Source organism: Rathayibacter sp. AC451, from assembly GCF_979253095.1.
On record NZ_CEEDBD010000001.1, the window covers coordinates 3,101,279 to 3,120,776 of the forward strand.

Genomic DNA, 19,498 nt, shown 5'->3' on the forward strand with positions numbered 1-19,498 from the left:
ATTCGGGCGACGCTCGGGATGCTCCTGCCGTCGCTCCGTCCGGCCCGGGGGCACGGCGGCGCGACTCGATCACGCTACCGAAAGTCGATGCATATGCATAGAGCGGGAGAAGGCGAGTCGCAGATCGACGGACGGCCGCCCGGGTCGTCCGGACTCAGCGGCCGTCGCGGCGGAAGCGGGCCTCGCGGAACGCGAGGTGGATCCCGAGCCCCGTCACTCCCAGGGCGAACGCCGCCAGGAGTGGGAAGAAGGCGATCTCGGTGCCGGCCCCGTAGGCGAACGCCGAGACCAGGAGGAGGAGGACGGCGACGGCGATGACGACTCCGCCCGCGATCTCCCCGGTGCTCGCGGTCGAGGGTGCTCCATCGGTCATGGGGCCAGCATGCGCGCCCGGATCCGCGGCGGCAAGCGTGCGATGACGGAGGCGGGTGACGCTCCGGTGAACATCCCGCCCGGGCCTCGGCGCGGCGGACACTCGTGCCTACGGTGGGAGGGAGTCGAGGCGAGGAGCGGGTATGGAGCGCTGGACGCGGGCCGAGCGGCCGAGCAGTCTCCCGGCGGTGGTCGCGGCGCTCGCCGTGGCGGTGCTCCTCTGGCCGTTCACCGCGGCGCCGGCCACGGGAGGGCCGGTCGCGTTCCCCCGGCAGGTGGCCTCGTACTCGTGGTGGACGCCGATGCTCGAGGAGTCGGAGGTCGGGACCGCGACGATGCTCTACCAGAACGGGTTCGGCGTCGAGTTCCTCGACCTCCCGCAGTCGGTCGTCCTCGGCGCCGATGCCTCGACGTACCGGCGGCTCGGTGCCGCGGAGCGGCGCTCGACCGGCGCTGATCAGGGCGATCCGGCGTCGAGCGTGCTCTCGGCCGACGGCTCCTTCGTCGTGATCAGCGGGCCGGGGCGCGACGGCGGCGTCGAGATCGTCGACCTGGGCACGGACGAGCGGCGCGGCCTGCCGATCGGGGACGGGCGCAGCGCTGTCGCGCTCAGCATCGACTCCGCCGGCGAGAGCGTGCTGCTGCTGACAAGCGACGACGAGATGAGCCGGTACCGCGACGCGCAGTTCCTCCTGAACGGCGATCTCGCGGTGCTCGACCTCTCCACCGGCGAGGTGCGCGATCTGCCGCTCGACGGGCCCGTGCACTCGGCCGCGCTCTCCCCGGACGGCACGGTGATCGCCGCCGAGACGAGCGACGCGCTGGTGATCCTCGACGCGGGCAGCGGCGGGGTGCTGTCCTCGCGCGCGCCGGTCGGCGGCGGTCTCGACGGCGACGCGTTCTCTCCGGACGGGCGCCGCCTCGCCGTGCCGGAGGCGGAAGGGCTGAGGATCGTCGAGTGGGCGGGGACGGCGGAGGACCGGCTGCTCCCGCTGCCCGCCGACTCGTGGTCGAGCGCGGTCGGCTGGCGCGACGACGGGACCGTGTTGCTGCACGTGTCGGACTCCGACGGCGGCAACGGCTCGATGTTCGCGTGGGCGGACGTCGGGAGCGGGGAGCTGGACGTGTTCTCGCGCTACTCGGCGGACGCGTTCACGGGGGCGGCGCTGGGCAGCGCGGACGTGGCGCGCGATCTGGTCGCGGAGTGGGCGGTCGTGGAGTCGCGGCGCGGGTCCGGGGCGCCGCTGGGCGTGCCGCACGTGCTGGTGGCGGGGCTGCTGGCGGGGCTCGTGGTGCGGTCGGTGTCGGTCGCGGTCGCGGGGGTGCGGCGGGTGGTGTGAGGGGGGCTCGCGGGTGAACCGTCGCGCAGGGGGTCGCGGCTTCCGAGTCAGCGGGAGATCCGCTGATCGAGTAGCCCGCGGAGCGGGCGTATCGAGATCCACCGGTCCGGAACGCCGACCCGCTGGCGGTGGCGGGTCTCGATACGCCCCTTCGGGGCTACTCGACCAGCAAGGGGTGGTGCGGGTCTCGATACGCCCCTTCGGGGCTACTCGACCAGCAAGGGGTGGTGCGGGTCTCGATACGCCCCTTCGGGGCTACTCGACCAGCAAGGGGTGGTGCGGGTCTCAATACCGCCCCTGCGGGGCTACTCGACCAGCAGGGGATCGAGCGGGTGGGCGGAGTCGGTGGGCTCCGGACCGCTGGACGGCGCGCGGGGGTGCCGCGAGGATGAGCGCATGCGGAGGCGAGGAGCGGGGGCGGCGATCGGGGCGGCGGTCGCGACCGCGGTGCTCGCCGGCTGCGCACCGTCCCCGGCGTGCCCCGGGTGGAGCACGACGCTCACGGTCAGCGTGGAGGGGCCGGGGAGCGGCTCCGTCGCGGACGTGCGGTTGTGCTCGGGCGGCGTGTGCTCGCGGCCCGACGCGGTGACTCCGGACGGGGCGCCCTCGTACCCGGTCGCGCGGGACGAGGACGGCGGCTGGGTGTTCGAGGTGGGCACCGCGCCTCCGGACGACGCGACGGTGACGATCGCGGACCGCGAGGGCGAGGTCCTGATCGAGCGGCAGCAGCCGCTGTCGTGGCGGTTGCTCGGCGAGCCGGAGGGGCCGGAGTGCGGGTGGCGCGCGCAGTCCCGGACGCTCGTGATCGCCGTGCCGGAACCGCGCGGCTCGGTGTTCGGCACCCGGTAGAGCGCTCCCACACCAGCCAGGCGCGGGTGCTAGCGTCGCCGGGACGACCTGTGCCGCATCGAGGCGGCGCCCCCACGAGAAGGCGACCCATGACCGTGACGCTCCCCGCCCCGCGACCGATCGATCCCGGCTCCGAGCCGGCGCTGCGCTGGGGCGTGATCGGCACGGGCATCGCCGCCCGCTTCGTGCACGCGATCCACGAGCACACCGCCCAGCGCGCGGTCGCGGTCACCGCGCGCGACGCCGCGAAGACCCGGGCGTTCGCCGACGAGCACGGCATCGGGACCGTCCACGACTCGGTCGAGGCGCTGCTCGAGGACGACACCGTCGACGTCGTGTACGTCGCCACTCCGCACCCGCTGCACCACGACCAGGCGCTCGCCGCGATCGCGGCCGGCAAGCACGTGCTGATCGAGAAGCCGATCGCCATGTCCGAGCGGGAGGCGCGCGCGATCACCGACGCGGGGCGCGCGGCCGGAGTGCTCGTGATGGAGGCGATGTGGACGCGCTACCTGCCGCAGGCCGACGTGATCCGCCAGGTGCTCGAGAGCGGGGTGCTCGGCGAGGTGCGCCTGGTGCGCGCAGACTTCGGATTCCTGATGCCCTTCCTCCCGGAGCACCGCCTGTGGAACCGCGAGCTCGGCGGAGGCGCGCTGCTGGACGCCGGCGTGTACCCGATCTCGTTCGCCTCATCGGTGATCGGAGCGCCGTCGCGGATCACCGCCTCCGGCACGATCGAGCAGCAGACGGGCGTCGACGCGAGCGCCGACCTGCTGCTCGAGACGGAGTCGGGCGCGCGGGCGCTGCTGTCGACGTCGCTCGAGGCGTCGTTGCCCGTCGAGGCGCTCATCGTCGGATCCCGGGGCCGCCTGCTCGTGCACAGCCCCTTCTTCGGCCCGAGCGGTCTCACCCTCACGCTCGGCGGCCTCGGCGGCGACGAGTCGGCGACCTGGATCGACGAGAGCCACGCCGAGGTGCACGACGGACTCGCGCACCAGGCCACCGCCTTCGCCTCCTACGTCGCGCAGGGGCTCGTCGAGTCGCCCGCGCATCCGCACCACGAGGTCGTCCAGGTGATGGCGACGATCGACGACGCCCGCCGGCAGGTGTCCGAGGGGATCGCGCCCGGCGCGGCGCTGCGGCACACCGTCGCGTTCTCGCTCGTGCACCCAGCGGGCTCCGCCGAGGAGGCGGAGTTCCTCGCGAGCGCGCGGCGCATCCTCACCGGGATCCCCGGAGTCGAGGACTTCACCGTGAGCAGGCAGGTCAGCCCGAAGAGCGATCTGGCGTGGCAGTTCTCGATGGTCTTCGCCGACCGGGCGGCGTTCGCGGCGTACGACGCGCATCCGGACCACGTCGCCTTCGTGCAGGAGCGCTGGCTGAGCGAGGTCGCCGACTTCCAGGAGCTCGACCTCGAGGCTCAGGCGGGCTGACCCGCCAGCACGCGCGCGTACACCCCGAGGTAGTCGTCGACCATCCGCTCCACGGCGAAGCGGCGGCGCGCCACCGCCCGGATCGCGTCGCGGTCGAGCCGCGCCGCCCGCTCGAGGGCGGCGACGGCCTCGGCGGCCGAGTCGACCACGAAGCCGGTCACCCCGTCGTCGACGACTTCGGGCATCGAGCCGCGCCGGTAGGCGATCACCGGGGTGCCGCACGCCAGGGCCTCGACGACCGACAGCCCGAAGGGCTCGTCGAAGCCGATCGGATGCAGCAGGGCCGCGGCTCCGGAGAGCACGCGGGCGCGCTCCTCGGGGCCGACGGAGCCGCGGTACTCGACCCGGTCGCCGTCGACGAAGGGCTCGACCTCCTCGCGCCAGTAGCGCTCGTCCTGCACGAGGCCGCAGATCACGAGCCTCCGCCCCGCGCTCGCCGCGATCCGCACCGCCTCGGCGGTCCCCTTGTCGGGATGGATGCGCCCGAGGATCACCAGGTCGTCGCGGACGTGCGCGCCCGGCTCCGGGAACGCGTCGACGTCGATCCCGTGGTGCACGGTGGCGGTGTAGTCGAGCTCGGGCGAGCGGTCGCTGTCCGAGATCGAGACGAGGTGCGCGGTCAGCGGATACCGGAGGGCCTCGCGGTAGGCCGGCAGGATCCCCGAGCCGGAGAAGCCGTGGACGGTCGTGACCAGCGGCACCGTCCACCGCGCGGCCAGCGACAGCGGCAGCCAGTCGAGGTGGTTGTGCACGAGATCCAGGCCCAGCTCCCGCGAGCGGGCGAGCACGTGCGCGATGTGCAGCGACTCCGAGACGCGGCCGTCGACCGGCTCGACCGACTCGGCGTAGCCGACAGGAGTGCGCGACTCGAGCCGGGCGCGGGTGACGGAGTCGCCGGTGGCGAAGAGCGTCACGTCGACTCCGTGCCGCACGAGTCCCTCGGTGAGCAGGCTCGTCACCTGCTCCCACGGTCCGTAGTGGCGCGGAGGGGTCCGCCAGGCGATCGGGGCGAGCATGCCGATCCGGAGCGGAGCGGTCACCCCGCGTCCGCCACGAGCCGGGTGATCGGGGCGAGCGGCGCTCCGGTGCGGGTCGGCAGCACCGCGGCGCGGCGCACCACGAGCGAGGTGTGCAGGGCCGCGACGGTCGACTCGGCTCCGCGGTTCTCGTTGCGGCCGCGGCGCTCGAGGCCGTCGAAGCCCGCTCCGGCAGCCGCATCGAGCATCACGGCGCCGGAGTCGTTCACTCCCTGGAACCAGGCCCAGCACGAGGCGAGGCCGTCCCGCCACCGCGGATCCTCCTCGAGGGTCAGCGCGCGGGCGCAGGCCGCCGCGATCGCCGCCACCTCGATCGGCTGCTGATCGAAGAGCGGCTCGTGCTCGGACGGGCCGCGTCCGGCGACTCCGGCGACCGAGAGGCGGCCGTCGCGCGACTCCACGCCGAGGAGGAACCGCAGCGAACGGAAGCCCTGCTCGAGGAGCACAGGATCGCCCAGTGCGGCTCCCGCGGCGAGGAGCGCCTCCGGGATGCAGCCGTTGGCGTAGCGGAGGCGCGGCTCGGGCCACGGCCAGTGCTCGCCCGAGCCTCGCGCCAGCATCGGGGCGGCGTCGGCCAGCAGCAGGGTCGCCGCGGCCGAGTGCGGGCGCACCTCGCAGACCTCGGCCGCGCCGAGCACGGCGAAGGTCATCGCGCGGAGGTGGGGCGAGCGCCGCTCGGAGAGACGGAGGAAGAGCCGCATCGCCCGCCGGCGCGTGAGGGGCAGCTCGGCGTGCACCGCGGTGACGCCCGCGGCCCAGACGCTCCGGCCCCACCAGTCGCCGACCGACGCCTCGTCCGTGAGGACGCCGTCGGAGCTCATGCGGTTCTGGACCGAGCCGTCGGCGGCGGTGGCGTGCTCGAGGAACCGCAGGTACTGCTCCGTCAGCCGCCGGGTGAGGAACGACTGCTCCGGCTCCTGCACCACGACGATCAGGGCGCGCGAGACGTCGTCGACGCAGTAGCCGTGCTCGGCGCGGGGCACGTCGAGCAGCGCGTGCTCGAAGAGGCCCCGCTCGTCGGTCAGCGCATCGAGATGGGCGTAGGGGAGGGGCGGTCCGGTCACGCCGCACGCTCGACGCGGAGGCGGCCGATCAGGTCGAGGTAGCGACCGCCGGCCTCGGGCCAGGTGAGGGCGGTGGACCGGGCGGGGGCGGTGCCGGCGGCGAGCACCTCCGCGAGCGCGTGCGCCATCGCGGAGGGGTCCTCGTGCGCGACCGCGCGGCCCTGCGGTCCGCCGAGCAGCTCGAGGGCGTGCGGGAACGCCGTCGCGACGACGGGCTTCCCCGCCGAGAGCGCCTCGACGAGCACGCCCGACGTGACCTGGTTGCGCGAGTCGTAGGGGAGGAGGACCGCGTCGGCCTCGGCGACGGCCGCGGCGAGCTCGGCGGGGTCGAGGTAACGGCCGTCGAGGACCACGTCGTTCTCGAGTCCGAGCTCGGCGACGAGGGCCGTGAGGGAGTCGCGGTAGGCCTCGCCGTGCGACGCGAGCACCTTGGGGTGGGTCTGCCCGTAGACCGTGTAGTGCGCCGTCACTCCCGCCGCCCGGAGCTCGGCGATGGCGCGGACGCCCCACTCGGGGCCCTTGCCCGGGCCGATGAGCCCCCAGGTGATGATCCGGGGACGGTCGCGGTGGACCGGGCGCTCGGCCGCGCTCCACACCGGCACGCCGTGCGCGATCACGGCGACGCGCTCGGAGTCGACCTCGTAGCAGCGCTCGAGGATCTCCGCGGCGACGGTCGTCATGACGACGACGGCGTCCGCGAGAGAGGCCACGCGCTCGAGGACGCGGCGCTGCGACGGGCTCGGAGTCTCGAGGACCGTGTGCAGGACGACCACCGCGGGGACGGTCAGCTGCTCCATCACCTCGATCACCTCGGCCCCGTCGGGTCCGCCGTAGATGCCGTACTCGTGCTGGATCACCGCGACTTCGGTGCGGCTGAGGGCGCGGGCAGCCTGCGCGATGCTCGCGACGTCGCCGGCGACGAGCTCGGCCACCACCTCCTGCCCGCGGGCGGGCGGGGTGGAGCCGGGGACGGCCAGCTCGTCCATCACGCGCACCGTGCGGATCGACGCTCCGTGCGCCTCGACGAGCGCGGCCGCGAGCGACTGCGAGAAGGTCGCGAGTCCGCAGCGCGTGGGCGGGAACGTCGAGAGCAGTCCGATCGTCGCGCCGCTGGGGCGGTGCCCGAAGGAGTGGGGGTGGTCCATGCTGGGCTCCGGCCGCAGAGGCGGCCCCCGGGTGGCGGAACCGCGAACGGGCGAGGCGTCTGCCGGTCGGCATCCCTCGCGGGATCGCCGAGGGCGGATCCGGTCCACGACCGGCGAGCCGGGGTGAGTGGGTACACCTTAGGGGGGACATATGGACGGCAGGGGTCGGACGGACGGGCCCTTGCGCTCCGGGGCGAGAGGTGCGAGAGCGAGGTCGGCGCGGCGGCGCGGCAGTCCGCTCCGGTCGTCGATCCGCGCCGACGCGTCTGGCGCGGATCGACGGGTTGCCCATCAGTGCGCATCCGTCCACAGGGTTGCATCCTGGGAGCCCCTGAGTAGCTTCGAAGGTGCGCGGGCGTCCACGACTCCGCCCGAGCAGCGGTCCGGCGGGGATCGCGAGCGGCGGCAGAGGACGGCCATGGGCAGGATGATCTACGACTCGACGACCGAGGCGGACTTCGACGATCGGCTGCTCGCGCACCTGCAGATCGTGATCGGCACCAAGCTCGGCAAGGGCGAGTCCTTCTACTTCTCCTGGCGCGATGCGGGAGCCGCGGGCGACGGACGCACGTCGCTGTGGCTGCACCCGTCGATCCCGCTGCGCTTCACGTACTTCGGCGGGCGGGCGCCGTCCATCAACCCGGAGTGGGTGCGGCGACTGCTGATGGACTCGTACAGCGCGCAGGGTCTGCGCATCTCGCCCGAGCCCGAGCACGCCGTGCACACGGCGGCGATCCCGACGGTGTAGCGGCTCCGCAGCAGCGGGACGGCGCACCAGCGGGACGTCGGGCTCAGCGCACGCGGTCGGCCAGCCGGCCGATGATCCACTCGCCCGCGGCACCGCGCGCCCGGACGAGCAGGCGCGTGACGGACGCGACGTCCGGCTCCGTCGCGTCGGCGCTGTCGTACTCGATGACCATCGGCGTCGACTCCGACAGTGCGACGGTGGCGAACGACGTCGGCGTGCCCTCGGCGACCCAGATGAGCAGCCCGGAGTCGCCGTCGCGCCGGAGGATCGCCGTGGCGTACTCGAGGCGGGTGAGGGCGACGTCGTCGACCTGGAGGGGCGGGAGCGAGGCGAGCTTCAGGAAGCCCATGTCGCCTCCCACTGCGGTGCGAGTACCGGTTCCATGGATCCCCCTGCCCACTGAGGCCTGATCAGGCCGAGCATCGGGGTCCGGGATGCGTAGGCCACCCTACGCCCCGGATCGCGCGAGCGGGGCGGGGTTGCGCTCAGGGGCCCGCGGGCGGGGGAGGTCGCGTGCCGCGTCACGGAGCTCGCCCGGTTCGGTGGATCGACGGCGTCGGAGTCCCGGAGCGGCGCGGTGCTTGCTCCGGCGGGAACGGACGTCGCCGAGGCGGAGGAGCGACCGATGAAGACGGATCGGCGGGTCGTGCGCCGGGTCCGCCCCCCCGAGCGAGGACCGGGGCGTCGTGCGGCGGGCGACCGCCCTCGACCTCGGGCTGCCGCGGGACGAGCTGCGGAGGATCGCGGGGTCCCCGTGCCCGGACGCTCGGACGGCGGCGCGCGCTCGGATGCAGGCGATCTCGGCCGCGCCACGGGCGCTCCGGGGTGGAGGCGGCGACCGGGCCGTCACGCCGTGCTCGCGACGGCGATCTCTCGTTCGACAGGCCCTAGAGCGTGGTGGTCGTCGAGACCACTCCGTGCGCCACGTCGCGGAGCTTCGCGCCCGTGCGACGGGCGTGCCCCCGGAGCAGGGTGAACGCCTTGTCCACGCTGATGTTCTGCCGCTCGGCGAGCACGCCCTTGGCCTGCTCGATGACGACGCGGGAGTCGAGGGCCCGCTACAGCTGGGCGGCGATGTCGTTCTGCTCCCGCAGCGTCTCGCTGAACACGAGGCCGAGGGTCGCGACGTCGGCGAGCGCCTGCACCACGGCGATGTCGTTGTCGCCGAAGGGGCCGGGCTCCTTGGTGAAGAGGTTGATCGCGCCCAGGGTGCGGTCGCGGTGGCGCAGCGGAGTCGCGTGCACGGCGCGGAATCCGCGCTCGAGGGCGGTGCGGGAGAAGTCGGGCCAGCGGTCGGTCGCGGCGAGGTCGGCCGATTCCACGACCGCTCCGCCGTGGAACGCCTCGAGGCACGGGCCCTCGGTCGTGCCCAGCTGCTCCTCCTCGAGCTCGGCGGCGCGCTCGCTGGTCGAGGCCATGACGTGCAGCACTCCGTCGGCGTCGGCGAGCACGATGCCGGCGTCGGCCGCCGCGGTGAAGCGCGTCGCGGCCTGCACGAGCGTGTCGAGCGTGTCGATGACGTCGTGCTCGGGGCGCAGGGCGTCGGCGAGCGCGACGAAGACGTCGGCGAGGCGGGCTTCGCGATCGGAGGAGGTCATGCATCGAGGGTAGGGACGGCGGCGCTGGGAGGGGAACCCGGTTCCGCGACCGCTTCGCTTCCCGTCCGAGCGGCCGCGTCCGCGCGGTGCGGACGGGTGGCAGTGCCAGACGATCGTCGTGGAGTCAACGGTCTCCACACATCTGAGGACCCCGATTTACAGTCCTCACATCCCCGGTGGAGACGCGCGACCGACTCGGAGCGCGAGGCCCGCCGGAGGACGAGGGGAGTCGATCATGTCGAGGGACGACGTAGCGCCGGGGCGGTTCGCGCGATTCGTGAAGTGGGTGCCGCGCGCCGACGGCTGGGAGCCCCAGTACCTGCGCGGGCGGGTCCTGGCAAAGAAGGACGGCGAGTGGATCGTCTCGGTCGACGGCCAGGAGACCCGCGTGATCAAGAAGGAGTGGAGCGTCTACCGCTGACGCTCCCGGGCGAGGACGGAGGGGGGCGTGATGCTGCCCGATCGACGCAGCCCCGAGGTCCGCGAGGCGCGGCCGGGACTGTTCGTGCTGGAGCTGCGGCGCACGCTGACGCGGCCGGCGGAGGAGCTGGGCGTCGTGGTGCGGACCGGCGGGACCTGGACGGCGCTGAGCCTGGAGGGCGTGGCGGCGGGCGTGGACACGTTCCACGAGGCGGTGTCGGCGCTGGCGCGGCCTTGACGCCGTCCGCAACCGAGGTCGGGAAGCGCGGAGAGCGCCCGGACGACGGATTCCGACCCTGCCGACCTCGGTCGCGTACTCAGACGTGGCGGCCCGGCCGCTGCACGCCGATGACGGTGAGCGCGATCGATCCGCTGGTGCCCTGCGCGGCGGTCGGCGACGACTCCGGGAGCCGCAGGGTCAGGCGGAGGTGATCCGTCGCTCCGACCGCGAAGGCGGGGGAGGCGGGCAGGTCGATCCGGGCGGTGGCGGGCCGGTCCGGCGCGATCGGAGTGATCGTGCCGCCGCAGGTCGCGCCGTCGGTCGACCAGGGCTGGGAGCAGCGGTCGAGCGCGATCTGCAGGCCGTCGGAGCTGCTCGCCCCCACGACGGGGGCCGAGGACTCGAGCTGCAGGGCCGCGACCGCGACGGTGCCCGTGTTGGTGACGTCGACGAGGCGGCGCGCGGTGCCTCCGGGGACGAGCCCGGTCACGGCGACGGGGACGGTCGTGGTGGCGGTGGCGCTGAACGAGACGGTGACGACTCCGGCCCGCGCGCCCGCGACGGCCGTGTCGCGCGCGTCGAAGAGGGCGGTGGCCGTGGCGGCGCCGCCGAGGACGAGGGCGGCGGCGAGACCGGCGGCGAGCAGCATCCGGCGGCGGGGGCGCTGGGCGCGGTGGGCGGCGCGGCTCACGAGGAGGCCTCGGCGGCGGGCTCGGGCTGAGCGGCCGCTCCGGCTGCGGGAGCGGATGCCGACGCGCTCGGCCTCCGCCAGATGACCACCAGCACGGCCGTGACGACCAGCGCCCCGCCCGCCGCGAACAGCGCGAAGCGCGCCTCCGGTGTCGTCAGCGCGATTCCCGGCCAGCCGAGCAGCGGCACGACGGCCTCCTCGCGCCAGACGCGGTCGTCGGCGATCGTGAGGATCCAGGGGTCGGCGGCGGCGTTGTTGTCGCCCTTCGTGGTCAGGGCGAGCTCTCCGGCGTCGTGGTCGCGCAGCTGCGCCGCCTCCTCCTCGGAGTAGACGGAGGTCACCCGGTGGATCACACGGCGCGAGGAGGCGGTGGGGTCGGTGAAGACGACCACGTCGCCCGCGCGGATCTCGGACTGCGCGGCGGGCATCGTGACGGCGAGCGAGCCCACGGGCATGCCGGGGGCCATGGAGTTCGAGAGCACGGGCACGAGGCGGATCACTCCGAGGGCCGAGAGGGCGAACGCAGCGACGCCCGCGAGGGCGAGCAGGACGACGAGCACGCCGGCGAGGGCGCCGAGCAGACGGCGGATCACGCGGACTCCTCCCGGCGGCGGCGGACGAGCAGAACACCGGCGCCGAGCGCGAGCAGCGCGCCGAGCAGGGCGGCGCCGAGGTCGCGGCCGGTCACGGCCAGGCCGCCGGGGGAGGCGGGCTCGGCGCCGGGGATCGGATCGGCGATCGGCGCGCCGGATTCCGCCTCCGCTCCCGCCACCGAGAACACGACCCGGAGCGACCCGGCCGCGTTCTCGAGCGCGTTCCCCGCCGACTCCGGGAACGCGACCCGCACTCGGACGCCCACGGTCGCGCCCTCGGCGATCGGCCGGGCGGTCTCGAGGCGGCCGAGGGCTGCGGCGGGGCCGGAGCCCAGGGGCACGTCACCCGACGCGCAGGTGAAGCGCTCGACGGTGCGGCCCTCGGGAGTCACCTGGGGCACGGCGTCGAAGGGGAAGTCGCAGAGGTCGACGGCGAGGCGGAGGCCGTCCTCGTCGGTGAGCAGCGGGCCGTCGGAGTCGAAACCGACCGCGAGCGCGTGCGCGGTGCTGTCGGTGTTGGTCACCTCGGCGGCCCACTCCGAGGAGTCGCCCGGGGCGAGGTCGGCGAGGGCGAGCGTGGAGGAGGAGCGCTCGCGCACGTCGAGGACGTCGCGCTGCTCGGCGCTCGCCGCGGGCGCGAGGAGGACCGTCGCGAGGACGGCTCCGAGTGCGCGGGCGGCGTGCATGGTGACTCCGGGGGAAGAAGGGGGGTCCGCGCCCGACCGGGGAGGCCGGGCGCGGACAGGAGGGGATTACTGCTGGATGCCGTCGCGCTGGATCGCGGCAGCGGTGTACTCGATGGTCGCTGCGGCGTTCTCGTAGTCGTTGTCGGCCTCGGTCGGAAGGACGAGCTCGACGAGCGAGTTCAGGGTCGCGCCGTTGCCGGTGTCGACGGGGAACGTGCCCTCGGTGGTCGCGGTCAGGCCGAAGTCGGCCGGGGTGAAGTCGATCGCGTTCGCGAGGCCGTCGAGGGTCGACAGCTTGCCCGTGGACGTGACCGTCGTGGTGCCGGCGCAGTCGTACGGGCCGGCCTCTCCGGCGGCGTCGTCGTTGGTCCAGGCGACGGAGCAGGTGAGCAGGCGGTAGTCGAGGCCGTCCGCCCCGTCGACGAGCGACTCGCCCGCGCCGGCGAGATCCGGGTCGTCGGTGCCGAGGGTCTCGGCCGTGACGTCCTGGTAGAAGCGGACGGACTCGACGAGGTCGCCGTCGTTCGTCGCGTTCGGCAGCTCGATCAGGAGCGGGCGCTGCACCGTGTCGCCGGGGGCGATGTCCTCGATCTCCCAGTCGCCGGTGGCGACGATGTCGAGCTGACCCGCGTCCACGGTCGTGACGGCGGTGTCGGAGTCGGTGAACACGGCGAACGCGCCGGCGCCGGCGAGCGCTCCCGCGGCGAGCAGGACACCTCCGGTGAGGGCGATCTTCTTCCACGGGGTGGTGCGGGTGGGTCGGGGTGCTGCGGAGGTCATGGCGACCGTTCCTCTCTGGTCAGTGCCCGGTGCGGGCGTGGTCTCCCTTTCGCAGGACTGCGCAGAGGGAAGCTGTGGGGGCGGGCGGGCATCAGCAGCCCCTCGCCGAGACGACGGCCGGAGTGGTCACGGCGGTCGAGGCGGGTGAGGCGACGCCGAGCCAGCGCTGCAGGTCGGGGCGGATCCGCCACTGGTAGCCGCGGCCCTCGCCGACCCGGTCGTCGGTGAACGAGGTGGCGGAGGCGGCGGGAGTGGCGACCACGGTCCACGCGCCGGGCGTCGTGCCCGAGGTGCGGCGCTCGAGCGTCCAGCCCGTGGTGCCGGCGACGGCGCCCCACGAGACGAGCACCGTGGGCCGGTTGGCCGTGCAGCTCGCGACGGGGGTCGCGACGACGGCCGAGCGCGTCCAGGTGCCCAGGCCCACCGCCCCGCTCGTGGCGTCGGTGTCGTGGAACCCGCGGCGGGTGAGGGGCAGCGGATCCACGGACACGGTGATCGTGGACGCCGCCGTGAGCGCGCCGTCGCTGAGCGTGTAGGCGATCGAGACGGTCCCGGTCCAGCCGTCGGTCGGGGGAGTGTAGGTGCAGGTGCTGCCGCACGAGAGGCTGCCGCGGGCGGCGGCCTGGGCCGTGAAGGAGAGGGTGGTTCCCGCGTCCTCGTCGGTGTCGTTCGCGAGCGGCGAGATCGCGACGGGCGCGCCTCCGGCGGTCGCGACCGCGCGGTCGGCACGGGCGATCGGCGCGTGGTTCACCGCGGTGACCGTCACCGTGACGCGCACGTTCCAGGTGCCGTAGGTGCTCTGCAGCGCGTAGTCGAAGACGTCGGTGCCGACGAAGGCGGCGATCGGGCGGTACGTGCACTGTCCGCGCGTCGCTCCGGTGTCGACGCAGGTGACCGACCCCTGCACGGGAGTGGCGGGCGCGGGCGACGCCGCGCCTCCGATGCTCTTGGGTGTCGCCGAGAGCTGCGCCCGCGAGAACGTCGCGCCGGTGGCGACCGCCCCGTCGTTGGCCAGCACGTCGATCACGACCGAGCCGCCCTGCACCACCGTGGCGGAGTCGGCGACCGGGTCGGGCACGACCGTGATCGCCACGGAGGCGGTGCGGGTGAACGCGGGTCCCGTGGGCGGAGTGGCGGTGGCGGTCGCCGTGTTCGCGATGGTGCCGGCCGTGACGTCGGCCGCGGTGGTCGTGTAGGTCGCGGTGGCGCTGACGACCTGGCCCGGAGTGAGGCGGCCGGCGGTGCCCGGCCACGTGAAGGTCAGCGCCGAGAGCCCGGCCTTCGGGTCGCTGATGCCGACGCTCGTGAGGGTGGTGTTGCCGGTGTTCGTGGCGCGGAACGTGTAGGTGACGACGGTGCCGGCCGCGCTGATGAACGAGGGGTTCGCCGTCTTGGTGAAGGCGAGGTCGTTCGCGCGGGTGAGCACGACGGTCTTCGAGGCGGTGGACGTGACGGCCGCCCCGCTCGGCGGCGTGCCCGTCGCGGTCGCGGTGTTGAGCACGCTGCCCGCGTCGATGTCGGCCTGCGTGATCGCGTAGCTCGCCGTCGCGGTGACCGACTGCCCGACTCCGAGCGAGCCGGCGGTCCCCGGCCACGCGCCGTAGGTCACGGCCGCCCGCGGGTCCGCGATGGCGACCGCGGTGAGCGGGGTGTTGCCGGAGTTGGTCAGGGTGAAGGAGTAGGTGATCCGCGCCCCGACGACGGCGGTGCCGCTGAGCGTCCCGTCCTTGGTGAGCGTGAGCCCGGGGGCGTAGCGGATGGGCGTGGTGGCGGTGCTGGTCGCCGTCACAGTCGCCGGAGTCGCCGCGAGCGTCCGCCCGCTGACCGTCGCCGTGTTGGTGAGCGCCGTGTTCGCGTTGATGTCGGCCTGCGTCACCGTGTACGGAGCGGAGGTGAAGGTCGCCTGCCCGCCCGGCGCGATCTGCGCGGTGGTCGGCGTGATGCCGGCGACCTTCGGGTCGGTGACCGCGACTCCGGTCAGCGTCACATTGCCGGTGTTGCGGGCGACGAAGGAGTAGGTGACCGTCTCGCCGACGTCGGCCCGGGTGTTGCCGTTGGTGTCGGCCAGCGCACCGGTCTTGGCGAGGGTGATCGCGGGGGCGGGGGTGGTGATCGGGGCGGTGACGGTGGAGGTGTTGCTCGTGATGGTGGTGGTGCCGGAGCGCGCGGTGGCGGTCGCCGTGTTCACGAGTGGACCGGCCACCGCGTCGGCCGCCGTGACGACCCTGCTGCCGGTGCAGGTCATGGAGCCGAGCGGGAGGAGCGTCGTCGACGGACACGTCACCACGGGGATCCTCGGGTCGCTCACTGCGACGTTCGTGAGCGAGACGAGCGTGGCGGTGTTGGTGACGACGAACTGGTACGGGATCGTCTGGCCCTCGCCGTAACTCGCAGGCTGGGTGGTCGTCCGGTCGATCTGCTTGACCAGGTTGAGCGTGCCGAGGTCGTTGATCGTCGAGACCGAGACGCTGCGGATCAGGTGCGTGTCGCTGGACCCGCCCGTGGAGGCGGTGAAGCCGAGCTTGTAGGTGGCGGGTGCCGCGGTGGTCATCGTGAACTGGAGCACCTGCCTCAGCTGCGCGGCGGTCTGCCCGGCCGCCGTCCCGACGTAGACGGTGACCACGGGGAACGCGGCGGGTGACACGGTGACGCGGACCGTGCGTCCGTAGCTCAGCCCCGGATTGCCGAGGTTCAGGTTGATGCCGGTGCGGAGCGAGCCGCCGTCGGGGAAGACCGCTCCGCCGAGGTAGCAGTAGCCGGTGATGCCCTGCCCGGGGCCTCGGGCGACGATCGAGTTGGCGATCCGTCCCGGCGCGGCGGGCGTCGACGTGCAGCCGTCGCCCAGACCTCCGCCCGAGCTCGGAGAAGTTGCCGAAGGCGTCGAGCCCGATCCCCAGGTAGCCGCCGTTCACGCCGTTGACCGAAGTGACGGGGTTGGTGCTCCGGTCGACCGACTGGCCGTAGCCGAGGGAGCCGCCGGGAGCGCCCGACGCGGTGAGGTTCCGAGAGCCGTCCGTCAAGAAGAAGCCGATGCCGTCGGCTCCGTTCAATCCGAGGGCGGAGCCGTACTGGTACTGGTCGAAGAGCACGTCGAGCCCGCCCGCGGCCGGGATCGCCTTGTTGAAGACCGCGCCGCCCTTGGCGTTGGTGCGGTTGTCGGTCAGCTGCAGGAAGCCGTTGGTCGCTCCCGTCGTCGGCGAGTTCACGCGGTTCGTGCAGACCCCGAGGTTCGACGACCCCGCGGGCGGGGCGGTAGTCGCCTTCGTGAGGCAGGCGGCATCGAGTGCCTGCCACGCCGGGTCGGGCACGCTCGTGCCGCCGAACGACTCCTGGACGAGGAGGGTGGCGGCGTCGGCTCGTTCTGCCGCGGTCGGGCCTATGACGAGGACGGCGGCGAGGAGCGCGAGGACGAGGGTGAGGGCGGTGCTGCGATGGGTGGTTCCGCGGTGCCGAAGGCGGCGCCGTGATGCGCGCACTGCCGTCATGACCCGACCCCTTCTCGCGGCTCACCGGACCGTCCGAGCTGAGCTGGATCAAGATACGGTCGCGGCAGGAGGGGCCTTGTCCCCCTAATGCGGCACGTAGGGGAGGGTGTGGAGCGTGGTTTCTCGGGGCGGAATCAGGCGGTGGTCAACCGGTGCCCACAGAGTTCTCAGGATCCGCGGCGCGACGTGTCATCGCGGCAGTGACTTCCGCGCCATTACGGGGATCGGGGCGACTGGCTGGCGCGTTGCTCGATTGGCGACGAGGGGCACCCTCTTCGACGTATGGCGGAGAACGGCAGTGCCCTGACGCGAGATCGCGACCGCCGCTAGGCCGCTCCTGCGCCTCGTCGGAGTGTCGGCGGGAGGCGACGGGACGTTGGAGGATCGAGCCGCCCGAGAAGGTCCTAGCTCGCGGGTGGGAATGAGTCTCTTCGGGCGAGTGGACGGCTGTGTCAGTCGAGGAAGTAGGACTGGATCTTCTCGTCCGTGTCGAGAATCGCTTCCGAGACGATTCCGACGTCCCGCGCCAGTTCGACCGACCCCGCCAGCGCCACCGCGACGTCGGGGGACCATGCCCTCTCCAGCAGTGTGATGTAGCGCAGCATGCTCGTATCGAGGTCGACCAGGAGATCGCGGTGCTGACCTGCCAGGTGCTCATCGAGTGCACGCTGGTCGTCACGGTAGCTCTCGAGTAGGGCCGCTTCGCGATTCGAGAGCGCCACCGAGACCGTGTTGTGCATAACGGTGCCGACAGTGGTGCCGATCACCGCGCCGAGCATCGGAATCGGGATGAGCGCTTGCCCGAGGAGAGATGACAGGGCGCTCACGCCGGCTTCGAGAGTGACGAGCTCGGCGTTCTCTAGGAACTCCACTTCAGAGATATCCCCTCGCCGCAACCGGTGTGCTTGCTCTGCAACACCGAATGCGGCAGTGACCATCAAGTTGGCCGAGGCCGCGGACGTCGCTGCGAGATTCGTGAGCGAGTAGATGGTGATACCCCGAACACCGCCATCGAAGAAGCCGACTCCGGAATCACGCGCTACGTCGATCCAGTCCTCGCTCGTGAAAACCCTCAACTTCTTGCCGCTCCGCCGCTTCTTCCCCACGGCGAGAACGAAGGCCGTCGCGCTCTCCACTCCGGCGGCCATCAAAGTTGCTCGAGCGGCTTCCGTCGCTGTGGGGCGGTTCTCCTGCAGGGCTCTGTCCCTCACCGACTGGTCGACGGCTCCGAGTGCTTGCTGTTCCGCCTCCAATGTCTCGCGATAACTCCCGCGCTGCACTTGCCTGTATTCGAGGTGCGCCGGCTCGAGGGCTTCGATGTCGATGGATCCTGCTGAGAAGAAGGAGTGCACCCTCTTCCAGTCCCTGTAGGAGGGTCCCTCACCGCTTCGAAGCAGAAACGCACCTGCGTCCTCGGCTGAGGTCTCGTTCAGCGTTCGGATGAGCTCGTAGTGATCACGAGGGAGCTGGTACTTCCCGCCGTTCTTGACGAAGTCGGGGTATCTCTGCAGGTGCTCGGCGACTGCCCCGAGCCCCAAGCGGCCTCCAGCTGCAACGAACTTCTGCTGAATCCGCACGCCGCTGCGGAGGAGATCCACTGGTCCGTTGTCGTTGACCCATCGATAGGAAGGGTCTTCCCCGAGGATGGCGCTACGCGCGTTGCCGATCCCGACCTCGGCGACCTCGGCGATGAAGCCGTGCATACCGTGCTCGCCTCCGCGGTTGGTACCCACCACTTCTTCCGCGATCTGGCTGAGCGCACCGCTGATGCTGTCGAGAGCGTTTCGGAGGTTCTCGTCTTGTCGGTTCAGGGCGCTCAGCACGTTCTCGAACCTGATCCGCTTGAGGTGATCGATCCAGGCGGCGACCGCTTGCTCCTGAATCCTCTTCGCGGACGCAGCGGCGTCACTCACCGACTGGGTCCTGATCGACGCGTCTATTCAAGAGTGCGGCGCAGGTTCTCGTGTTGTTGACCAGCGCGGCGAGCTGGGACTGCTGCGACACGTTCAGGGATCGGAAGTCGACGCCGAACGTCGGTACAGCGTCGCTGTAGGCGGTCATGAGCAGTTCGCGCATGGATATGGTGCGCTGAAGGAGCTCTCCGATCTGGGCGTCGATCCGCCTCACGCGAGCAACGTTGTACTGGAGCGCGGTGATGGTCTGCTTCTTCGCCTCGCGAGTCTCGAACTTCTTCCTCGTGAAGAGAGTGACGGACGTCAAGAGAGCCGCGCCGGCGACGGTCCAACCAACGGGGCCGGCGAGCGCGAGCAGGGCTCCTCCAGCTGCTGTTCCGCCGCCGCCGGCCGCGAGCGCACCGCCTCCGAGCCACGCGAGAGCAGCCTGGCTGGCTGCGGCTCCGGAGAGAGTCGAGATGGCCGCACCGGTGGAGGCAGTGCCGAATGTCGTCGCGATCCATATCGCGGCGGTCGGTGCCACGCCCGCGATGGCTGTCCCGGCAGTGACCCCGACTCCGGCGCCGGTCGCCGACTTTCGTGCCGCTGCTAGATCCTGTCGAGCGAACTCCTCCTCGCCCAGGAACTCTGCCCGGTGAAGATCGATCTCTTCGAAGTCGACCTCAAACGATTTCGGGGTATTGGCGATGCTGTTCAGCAGTAGTTCCACCAGGCCGATCAGATCCGTCGCCCGCTCGCGTTGGCGAAGGAGGGACATGCCCTTGTCGCTCATCGCCGTAAACGCTTCGTTGTACTCCGCAGTCAGCTCCTCGTACGAGTGCAGATGCCGTGCCCCGATCTTGTCCACCGCGGAGTGCTTCAGCCCGTCGGCCTGTTCGGTTAGATGTGCGGAGGTGGTCCGTGCGAGGGCGCCGATCTCGTCCGCAGCCTTGGCGAACCTTTCTCTGGCTCTGCCCAACCCGGCGCGCTCGTTGATCACCTGTACCGCATTCCGTCCATGTCTGTACCTGAGACGACCATACCGACCACCTCGGACGCTACGGCCGAAGGGTGCGAATAGTCTTTCCCGGTCGCGCCGAGCGCTTCTCCTGTCGAACCGATGCAGTTCAGGTTCCGTCGTTCGA

General features: G+C 72.4%; 19 protein-coding genes and 1 pseudogene. 6 read left to right on the forward strand and 14 right to left on the reverse strand.

Translation table 11 applies throughout. From position 1 onward, the window contains the following. Positions 1–154: 154 nt before the first annotated feature. Complete coding sequence (locus AC0CID_RS14865) at positions 155–373, reverse strand: hypothetical protein (protein ID WP_465227402.1); 219 nt, start codon at positions 371–373, stop codon at positions 155–157. 142 nt (positions 374–515) lie between these two features. Here AC0CID_RS14865 and AC0CID_RS14870 point away from each other — a divergent pair, with 142 nt between their 5' ends. The 3 genes from AC0CID_RS14870 to AC0CID_RS14880 all read left to right on the forward strand — a co-directional run bounded on the left by AC0CID_RS14870 (position 516) and on the right by AC0CID_RS14880 (position 3,994). Beyond that, positions 516–1,712 carry a WD40 repeat domain-containing protein gene (locus AC0CID_RS14870; protein ID WP_465227403.1) on the forward strand — a complete coding sequence of 399 codons (1,197 nt, stop codon included), beginning with the start codon at positions 516–518 and terminating at the stop codon, positions 1,710–1,712. 396 nt (positions 1,713–2,108) lie between these two features. After that, positions 2,109–2,561, forward strand: a complete 453-nt coding sequence (locus AC0CID_RS14875) for a hypothetical protein (RefSeq protein ID WP_465227404.1) — start codon at positions 2,109–2,111, stop codon at positions 2,559–2,561. Positions 2,562–2,650: 89 nt separating this feature from the next. Continuing rightward, positions 2,651–3,994, forward strand: coding sequence for a Gfo/Idh/MocA family oxidoreductase (locus AC0CID_RS14880; protein WP_465227405.1), 1,344 nt, complete (start codon positions 2,651–2,653; stop codon positions 3,992–3,994). Here AC0CID_RS14880 and AC0CID_RS14885 read toward each other — a convergent pair. Genes AC0CID_RS14885 through AC0CID_RS14895 form a run of 3 tightly spaced genes read right to left on the reverse strand, consistent with a single transcriptional unit; the run spans position 3,982 to position 7,240 of the window. Beyond that, positions 3,982–5,034: a glycosyltransferase family 4 protein gene (locus AC0CID_RS14885; protein WP_465227406.1), complete on the reverse strand. Its 1,053-nt coding sequence runs from the start codon at positions 5,032–5,034 to the stop codon at positions 3,982–3,984. The two genes, AC0CID_RS14880 and AC0CID_RS14885, sit on opposite strands and share 13 nt — an antisense overlap. After that, positions 5,031–6,095, reverse strand: coding sequence for a glycosyltransferase (locus tag AC0CID_RS14890; protein WP_465227407.1), 1,065 nt, complete (start codon positions 6,093–6,095; stop codon positions 5,031–5,033). The genes AC0CID_RS14885 and AC0CID_RS14890 overlap by 4 nt, the downstream gene beginning before the upstream one ends. After that, on the reverse strand, positions 6,092–7,240 hold the full coding sequence (locus tag AC0CID_RS14895; protein WP_465227408.1) for a glycosyltransferase: 1,149 nt from the start codon (positions 7,238–7,240) through the stop codon (positions 6,092–6,094). The genes AC0CID_RS14890 and AC0CID_RS14895 overlap by 4 nt, the downstream gene beginning before the upstream one ends. A 418-nt stretch (positions 7,241–7,658) precedes the next feature. Here AC0CID_RS14895 and AC0CID_RS14900 point away from each other — a divergent pair, with 418 nt between their 5' ends. Then, on the forward strand, positions 7,659–7,988 hold the full coding sequence (locus AC0CID_RS14900) for a DUF7882 family protein (RefSeq protein WP_465227409.1): 330 nt from the start codon (positions 7,659–7,661) through the stop codon (positions 7,986–7,988). 43 nt (positions 7,989–8,031) lie between these two features. On the opposite strand, the gene AC0CID_RS14905 is transcribed toward AC0CID_RS14900, so the two are convergent. The 3 genes and pseudogenes from AC0CID_RS14905 to AC0CID_RS14915 form a co-directional block, all read right to left on the reverse strand. Continuing rightward, a complete protein-coding gene (locus tag AC0CID_RS14905) occupies positions 8,032–8,337 on the reverse strand; it encodes a hypothetical protein (RefSeq protein WP_465227410.1) in 306 nt (101 codons plus the stop codon). Positions 8,338–8,875: 538 nt separating this feature from the next. Next, positions 8,876–9,034: pseudogene (locus AC0CID_RS14910) on the reverse strand (ANTAR domain-containing protein); the annotation flags it as partial. Positions 9,035–9,046: 12 nt separating this feature from the next. Beyond that, positions 9,047–9,586, reverse strand: coding sequence for a GAF domain-containing protein (locus AC0CID_RS14915; RefSeq protein ID WP_465227411.1), 540 nt, complete (start codon positions 9,584–9,586; stop codon positions 9,047–9,049). A gap of 235 nt (positions 9,587–9,821) precedes the next feature. Between AC0CID_RS14915 and AC0CID_RS14920 the strand changes: the two genes are divergently transcribed. After that, positions 9,822–10,007 (forward strand): hypothetical protein, encoded by a 186-nt coding sequence (locus tag AC0CID_RS14920; protein WP_465227412.1) that lies wholly within the window; start codon positions 9,822–9,824, stop codon positions 10,005–10,007. Positions 10,008–10,034: 27 nt separating this feature from the next. Then, positions 10,035–10,244 carry a hypothetical protein gene (locus tag AC0CID_RS14925; protein WP_207407048.1) on the forward strand — a complete coding sequence of 70 codons (210 nt, stop codon included), beginning with the start codon at positions 10,035–10,037 and terminating at the stop codon, positions 10,242–10,244. 79 nt (positions 10,245–10,323) lie between these two features. Here AC0CID_RS14925 and AC0CID_RS14930 read toward each other — a convergent pair whose 3' ends face one another. The 7 genes from AC0CID_RS14930 to AC0CID_RS14960 all read right to left on the reverse strand — a co-directional run bounded on the left by AC0CID_RS14930 (position 10,324) and on the right by AC0CID_RS14960 (position 19,353). Beyond that, on the reverse strand, positions 10,324–10,917 hold the full coding sequence (locus AC0CID_RS14930) for a TasA family protein (protein ID WP_465227413.1): 594 nt from the start codon (positions 10,915–10,917) through the stop codon (positions 10,324–10,326). Then, a complete protein-coding gene (locus AC0CID_RS14935; RefSeq protein WP_465227414.1) occupies positions 10,914–11,510 on the reverse strand; it encodes a signal peptidase I in 597 nt (198 codons plus the stop codon). The genes AC0CID_RS14930 and AC0CID_RS14935 overlap by 4 nt, the downstream gene beginning before the upstream one ends. Further along, complete coding sequence (locus AC0CID_RS14940; RefSeq protein ID WP_465227415.1) at positions 11,507–12,196, reverse strand: hypothetical protein; 690 nt, start codon at positions 12,194–12,196, stop codon at positions 11,507–11,509. The genes AC0CID_RS14935 and AC0CID_RS14940 overlap by 4 nt, the downstream gene beginning before the upstream one ends. Before the next feature lie 66 nt (positions 12,197–12,262). Then, complete coding sequence (locus AC0CID_RS14945; RefSeq protein ID WP_465227416.1) at positions 12,263–12,976, reverse strand: TasA family protein; 714 nt, start codon at positions 12,974–12,976, stop codon at positions 12,263–12,265. A 91-nt stretch (positions 12,977–13,067) separates the two neighbouring features. Continuing rightward, positions 13,068–15,620, reverse strand: a complete 2,553-nt coding sequence (locus AC0CID_RS14950) for a DUF7507 domain-containing protein (RefSeq protein ID WP_465227417.1) — start codon at positions 15,618–15,620, stop codon at positions 13,068–13,070. Between the two features lie 1,293 nt (positions 15,621–16,913). After that, positions 16,914–18,374 carry a hypothetical protein gene (locus AC0CID_RS14955; RefSeq protein ID WP_465227418.1) on the reverse strand — a complete coding sequence of 487 codons (1,461 nt, stop codon included), beginning with the start codon at positions 18,372–18,374 and terminating at the stop codon, positions 16,914–16,916. Continuing rightward, on the reverse strand, positions 18,367–19,353 hold the full coding sequence (locus AC0CID_RS14960; RefSeq protein WP_465227419.1) for a hypothetical protein: 987 nt from the start codon (positions 19,351–19,353) through the stop codon (positions 18,367–18,369). The genes AC0CID_RS14955 and AC0CID_RS14960 overlap by 8 nt, the downstream gene beginning before the upstream one ends. Positions 19,354–19,498 lie beyond the last annotated feature (145 nt).